General features: G+C 44.2%; 2 protein-coding genes and 1 pseudogene. All 3 read right to left on the reverse strand.

The window, feature by feature from the left end; all coding sequences use genetic code 11:
• Nucleotides 1–20: 20 nt before the first annotated feature.
• Nucleotides 21–578, reverse strand: coding sequence for a thioredoxin domain-containing protein (locus H6F91_RS26460; protein WP_190769877.1), 558 nt, complete (start codon nt 576–578; stop codon nt 21–23).
• A 367-nt stretch (nt 579–945) separates the two neighbouring features.
• Nucleotides 946–1,575, reverse strand: a complete 630-nt coding sequence (locus H6F91_RS26465) for a response regulator transcription factor (RefSeq protein WP_190769878.1) — start codon at nt 1,573–1,575, stop codon at nt 946–948.
• An 8-nt stretch (nt 1,576–1,583) separates the two neighbouring features.
• Nucleotides 1,584–6,716 (reverse strand): annotated as a pseudogene (locus tag H6F91_RS28690) (AAA family ATPase); the annotation flags it as partial.
• Nucleotides 6,717–6,825: the final 109 nt, after the last annotated feature.

Below are 6,825 nucleotides of genomic sequence, written 5' to 3' on the forward strand. Positions count from 1 at the left end.
GAATACTCTAATGAGTTCTCTTAATTAGCCGCATTAATGATGGATGCAATTAACTTCTTTATATTCCATTGATCGGTATAGCGAATTCCATTGATAAACAAGGCAGGTGCAGTTTTTATTCCACTTCGGTATCCACTCTCAGCGTCCAGATTGACACGAGCAATATGCACACGATGAGACAGGTCTTGTAAAAACTGCGAAATATCAAGTCCTAAACGCTCTGCATACTCTACGAGGTAGCCGTTCTCTAACATTTGTTGATGGATAAACAACATCTCATGCATCTGCCAAAACTGGCCTTGAATTGCTGCAGCTTCTGCAGCCTCTGCTGCTCGTTGAGCATGGGGATGGATTTGTATCTGTGGAAAATGGCGAAAAATGAAGCAGATATTATTCTTATCAGGAAAAGGACTCAGTTGCTGTTGAGCAACTTTAATCAACCGATAGACATCCGCACTTTGAGAGCATTCATAATCTCCATACAGAACGAGTACAGCAGTGGCGCTTAACACGCCCTGAATGTGATCCTGAATTGAAGGTGGAACAAATAGGAAATGGTGTCTATGATCATCAACCATTTTTTCACACCTGTTGAACGACTCTCTGTTGTTACAACAGAGTCAGTTTGTCCTAAAGACGAAGTTAGAAATTATTATCAGCACCACGATCGTCAATAGAATGAACGGCTGAAAACGAATTCAACGAGATGCCACGTTGAATAAAGTCATGATTTTCTTTCAGGTGTCGATACTTTATGAAGGCAAGCTGAACTCTTGTTGAGCAACTTTTGGTTCTTTCATAAATTTAATATAGGGAATAAACTCCTATCTCACGTCCGCTAAGAGTCTACAATTTTGTGTATTCCAGCGATGGATGACGCGCTCCATTGAAAGTAGAGGAGCACCTCCAACTAAAGTTGGAATCAAGCTGCCCATTAAATACAATCTATAAACTAACAAGCCCTCGTTTAACCGCAACAATAACGGCTTGTGTGCGATCGCTCACTGCTAGCTTGCTCAGAATATGCGTCACATGTGATTTGACAGTACTTTCACCAATTGTTAGAGCAGTTCCGATATCTTGATTACTTAATCCCTGTGCCATCAACCGGAGCACATCTAACTCTCGTTCACTAAGTGCTGGATTACTCATTCGTTCCACCAGCTTTCTACCCACAGTTGGAGAAACATACTGCTGGCCGCTATAAACCATGCGAATAGCATTCAAAAGTTCGTTCGGTTTAGCGTCTTTAAGTAGATATCCCTGCGCACCTGCCTGTAATCCCCGATAAATATCTTCATCCCCATCATAGGTCGTTAGCACAATAATTCGAGCTGACTTAAATTCAGCACGAATTGCAGCAATAGCTTCAACTCCTTCCATTATTGGCATTCGTAAATCCATTAAGGTTATATCGGGCTGGTATTCACGGTACAGATTGAGCGCCTGTTGCCCGTTCTCTGCTTGAGCAATCACTGTCATTTCTGGATCGTAGTTAATGATGTTTGCTAATCCTTCTGCAACAAGGGAGTGATCGTCAACAACCAGAATTCGAATTTTAGCCGATTGACTCATCGTGATTTTCACTCCCGCTTAGTGGTGATAGTAATTTCTGTCCCCTGCCCAAGTTGGCTTTGAATCGTGAGTTGTGCACCGATCTGTTCTGCTCGTTCGCTCATTCCTAACAAGCCAAAACCACCAATCGATGAGATACTACCAACTCCAAAACCTTGTCCATCATCTTTAACACGCAAAAGACAATGAGCCTCTTCGTACACCAATTCAACCCAGATTTTATCAGCGTTAGAGTATTTGATAGCATTTGTTAAAGACTCCTGCGCAATCCGAAGTAAGTGGTTTTCCACCTCGCTTGGTAAGGAGTAGGCTATACCCTTACTTTCGTAGATCAACGTAGTTTTGGTTGTTGATTGCATCTGAGTCACGAGGCGATGCAGCGCACTCTGTAAATTGCCCTTTTCTAATAACTGGGGGCGCAGTGCTGCCACTGAACGACGAGCTTCCGTAAGTCCCGTTCGGGCCAGTTCATCGATCCTTTCCAGCCTTTCCAACTGTATTTGGGTAGATGCTGACTCGTTTACTAGCATTTGTGTCATCGATCCGACATTGAGCAAAATACCTGTAAAAGCTTGCGCTAAGGTATCGTGAATTTCCCGTGCCATACGGTTGCGCTCCTCTAAGATGGAGGCTTCCTCAGCCCGTTTACGATCGCTGATGTCGAGAATGACACCTAACATTCGCATAGGCTGTCCAGCTTCGTTATAAATGCCTCGACCTCTGCCAAACAGCCAATGAATACTACCATCCGGGTGAATCACTCGATACTCAGCTTCGTAGTCAGTATGAGTCTTCAGCGCTTTAGCAACAGCTTGCTCAACTCGGTCAACATCTTCTGGATGAACTCGATCGCGCCATACTTCGTAGCTGCATTCTACTTCGTTGGGAACTAATCCCAGCAATCGAGAGTGATTATCATTCCACTCTGATGTATTCTCCACGATATTCCAGTCCCAATTACCGATGTGGGTGAAGTCTAGGGTTAGCCTGCGTTGCTCCTCGCTGTGTCGTAGCGCATTTTCAACTCGTTGGCGCTCTTCAATCTCTTGAGAAAGCAGCATTGTCCGCTCAGTAACTTGTCGTTCTAGCGTTTGGTTGTAATCAGCTAGGAGCCGCTCAGCTTGTTTGCGCTCTGTAATGTCTTGAAAGCTTGTAATCGCGTAAGTCACATTGCCCTGTTCGTCAAACACAGGCGTGCTCCACACCTCTACTGGAATAATGGTGCCGTTCTGGTGAAAGTCTATATCGTTCACTGTGCTACGTTCGCCGCTCAACGCGCGCATGGATGGCAATCTCTCGATCGGATAGGGCTGCTTTGTTCCTGCTAGATAAACTTGATAAGCTTCCGAAAGTTGGTCTAGGGGCACAGACGGATCACTTCCTTTGCCGACGAGCTGAGTTGCCCGTTGATTAAAGTAGTAGGGACGACCTACCGCATCAAATACAGCAATTCCGACCGGAACAGCTTCCAGGAATTGGGCCATCTGACTTTTGCTGGCGCATAGTGCTGAGTAGAGCCTGGCGTTTTCGATCGCAATTGCAGCTTGAATAGAGAGTAGATTGAGAAGTTGCGATCGCTCTGGTGTAAATACTCCCGTTGCCAATTGATTTTCCAAATACAACACACCAACAAACTTGCTTTGATTTAACAGTGGTAAACACAAGACTGATCGAGGTTGATGATGTTGAATATAAGAATCATTGATAAAATCACCTTCACGAGTTGCGTCGTTTAAGATGATTGGCTCACGAGTTCGAATAACATATTGAATGATGGATTCGGGCAATCGACCTGACATTGGAAGAGATTGTAGCACTCGCGTTGCGCAGGTACTCTCCTCCGCATGAAGCTCACAAGCAGCCTCAATTACCCATTCTTCTTCACTTTCTAGAATCAAAAATCCGGTTTGTGCACCGGCGTTCTCAATTAAGATCCCCATTAAAAAAGTGAGCAATTGCCCCAACTCAATTTCACGAGAAATTGCTTGTGATGCTTTTATGACTGTCGCTAAATCGAGAGCAATATCTGAGGAATTGGAAGTGGTGCTAGCAGTAGTACGAATTGGTGGATTAGTTTTATCCAACAACTGAGGAAATAGCTGTGGGTAGCGGATTTCTAAATCTTTAACCTTTGCAGCTGCACCCCATCGGGTATAGGCATAATGTGCCTCTTGCATATAAGTGCGAGCAATTCTGGGTCGATTTCGCTCCCAGTAGAACTTAGCTGCCAACTCATACGCTAATGCTTCTTCCTGAATAAATTTGTTTTCAGCCGCACCTGCGATCGCCTGTTCATAAAACTCTTCCGCTTCCAGTACTTGCCCCAAAACTCGCGCTTTCTCTGCCTCAACCAAATGAAATTTGTGCAAATAATTCATTGGGGCATAATCTGCCCGTTTCTGCAGTTTTTGTTGATTAGTATTGACACACTCTAGATAGCGCTCTCTATCGGGTGCTGCTGCCTTCGCTAGAAGACTCAATAACGTTAGAGAATGATAGAAATAGAATAACGGCACAACTAACATTCCTGCCGCAGAATACAAATGCTGTTCCATTAAAATTGCAGTTTGGGCTGATTGCTCGTACTCCGCAAGAAGATAAAGAAGGATAATCTTGTTGAGCAACAAGAAGTGAATTCCATCTGCACTATCGATGCCAACCGCTGAATTTGATAGTACTCGGTCTCCGTAATATATTGGGCCCATTAATCGGCTTGGGTTGTCAGACCGACCTAACAAATTAAGAACTGTTTGCCTCAGTATGGCAAGCCAGATAGAAGGATTTTCTCGCCTAATTTGACTAACTGCTTTACTATAAGTTGCTGTTTCTTGTTCTAATGCTGTAAGCTCCTGGCCAGCAAAAAATGAGGAGTAACACAGATGAAAGGCAGAATAACCAGCAAACTCAAAATCTCCAATCTCCACGCCTCTTTGATAGCCGTTTCGCAGAAAAGACAGGCTTTCCCCCAGATGTTCCTTCCAATGAATGACATGAGTGCCCAAAACTTCAAACACCTTAGCATCACATTCATTAATATTTAGTTTTTCTAGCAACCTTAAAGCTAATTTCCCAAATTGATACCCCCGCTCAATGTCTTGAGTTACTTCACATAGGACAAATCCATAAGCTGCATAACCTAATGGTGACCAGGGAGCATTTCCATAACTGAGCGATAGGTTCACCATTCTGCACACAATCAGGATTAATAGGGCTGGTGACACCATAAATGCAGAAGCCACAATACTTGCCAGGATGTGAATCGCTGCTAGTGGTTCAGGTCCGCTCATCTCCGGTAGTTCAATCAAACCCTCAATTTCCTGCCCGGCGAGTCGTGAAGCTGTTTCCGCTAATCCTGTTTGAACATCCAACTGAGTTGGAGCTTGCACTAGGCTAACTCTCAATAGTTGCAAGACTTCCAGGCCAATTTCTAGAGCTTCTCTAGGATCCCCTTGCGATAGGCATGCTTGAATCCTGCTATTGTAGACTTTCACCTGATCGAGCACGGTTTTTGCATGGTTGAGTACATCTTTGACAAGCCGCTCCATTTCGTCAAAGTGACCACTTAGGTATGCGGCCTCTGCTGCCTCTGAATGCAATGATAAGGTTAGGTCATACTCGCGCTGCCAGCTCTCCATATTCAAAAGTTTAAGTCCTACATTGAAATACTTGAAAGCTGCTTGATAAGCATTTGCTGTCAAGGCTTTTTGACCTGCTTGCAAATTCAGTTTGGCAATTTCATTCCGTTCAAGTTGGTCGGTAACTAACTCGATTCCAGAATTGAGATGATCAACAATTTCAAACAACCGCTCTGCTCGCTGCTTTAATGGAATCTTTTTGAGTAGATTGCGACCAATTTGTAAATGAACTACCTGTTTCTGCGGCTCATCGATGAGAGCATAAGCAGCTTGTTGGACACGATCGTGCAAGAACTTATAGTCTTGAACGAATAGGTTTTCATCTAATTCGGATAGCGGCTGAATTAATCCAGCTTGAATTGCTGCTAATAAATCTAAGGAAACTAATTCAAGGGATTTCTCATCCGCGATCGCGACTGTCTCTAAATCAAATTCAGCACCCACACATGCTGCTAGTTGGAGAACATGCTGCGTATTCTCAGGCAACTTCTTTAACTGGTTCAGCAGCAACTCCACGACATTATCAGTAATATTTTGAGTCTGGATTTGAGCCATATCCCACTGCCAGCATAAGCCTTTTGCATCAAAGCTCAGCAGCTTTTCGCCATATAGCATTCTCAAAAACTCACCCACAAAAAAAGGGTTACCCTCCGTCTTCCGCAGCGCTAACTCACCCAAGGGGCGAATGGTGCCTAGATTTTGCCGCAATGTCTCAGCAAGTAACTGACTCAATGGCTCCAGCGTTAAAGGTTTTAGAACAACTTCCTGGAATACAATTTCTTGTTTTCGTAATTGATCCAGCATTAATGCGAGTGGATGAGTTGAGTCTACTTCGTTGTCTCGATAAGCTCCAATTAAAAAGAGATGCTGGGTTTGATCATCCAGCATGATTAATTCAATTAGCTTAAGCGTTGCCGAATCTACCCATTGCAAATCATCGAGAAAAATGACTAAAGGATGTTCCTTTGAACAAAAGACGCGGATAAACTGTTGAAAAACTCGATTAAATCGGTTTTGAGCTTCCGCTGCACCAACTTCCGGTACAGGGAGTTGCTTGCCAATAATCAGTTCTACTTCGGGAATCACATCGACGATCAGTTGACCGTTGCTGCCTAATGCGGTGAGAAGACGTGATCGCCACTGTTGCACCTGTTCTTCAGGTTCACTCAGCAGTTGTTGTACCAACTTTTGGAGAGCGTGAGCGATCGCACTGTAGGGAATATTGCGCTGAAACTGGTCAAACTTACCAGAGACGAAGTAACCCCGCTTGGCAGTAATCGACTTGTATAGCTCTTGTACAAGCGCAGATTTGCCAACTCCGGAGTAACCAGATATCAACATCATTTCACAATGCGAGGAGGCAGTGGATTCTTCTCCCTGTTCCTTTTTCCCTTTTTCCCTCCCCGTCGCTCGGTCAAACGCTGCCAGTAACGCTGCAACCTCTGCTTCACGCCCATAAAGCTTTTGGGGAAGATGAAACTGTTCCGAAACATCCTGAAGCCCTAGTGGTCTGTCAGCTTTATTTTGAGGGGTAACTAAACGATAATGGATGAAAGCTCGTCTCCCCCTTTAACAGCATGGCAAAAAAGAAATACATCGTAGCTCTGACTGAGCA

The organism is Leptolyngbya sp. FACHB-8 (genome assembly GCF_014695575.1).
Classification (GTDB): Bacteria; Cyanobacteriota; Cyanobacteriia; order Elainellales; family Elainellaceae; genus Vacuolonema.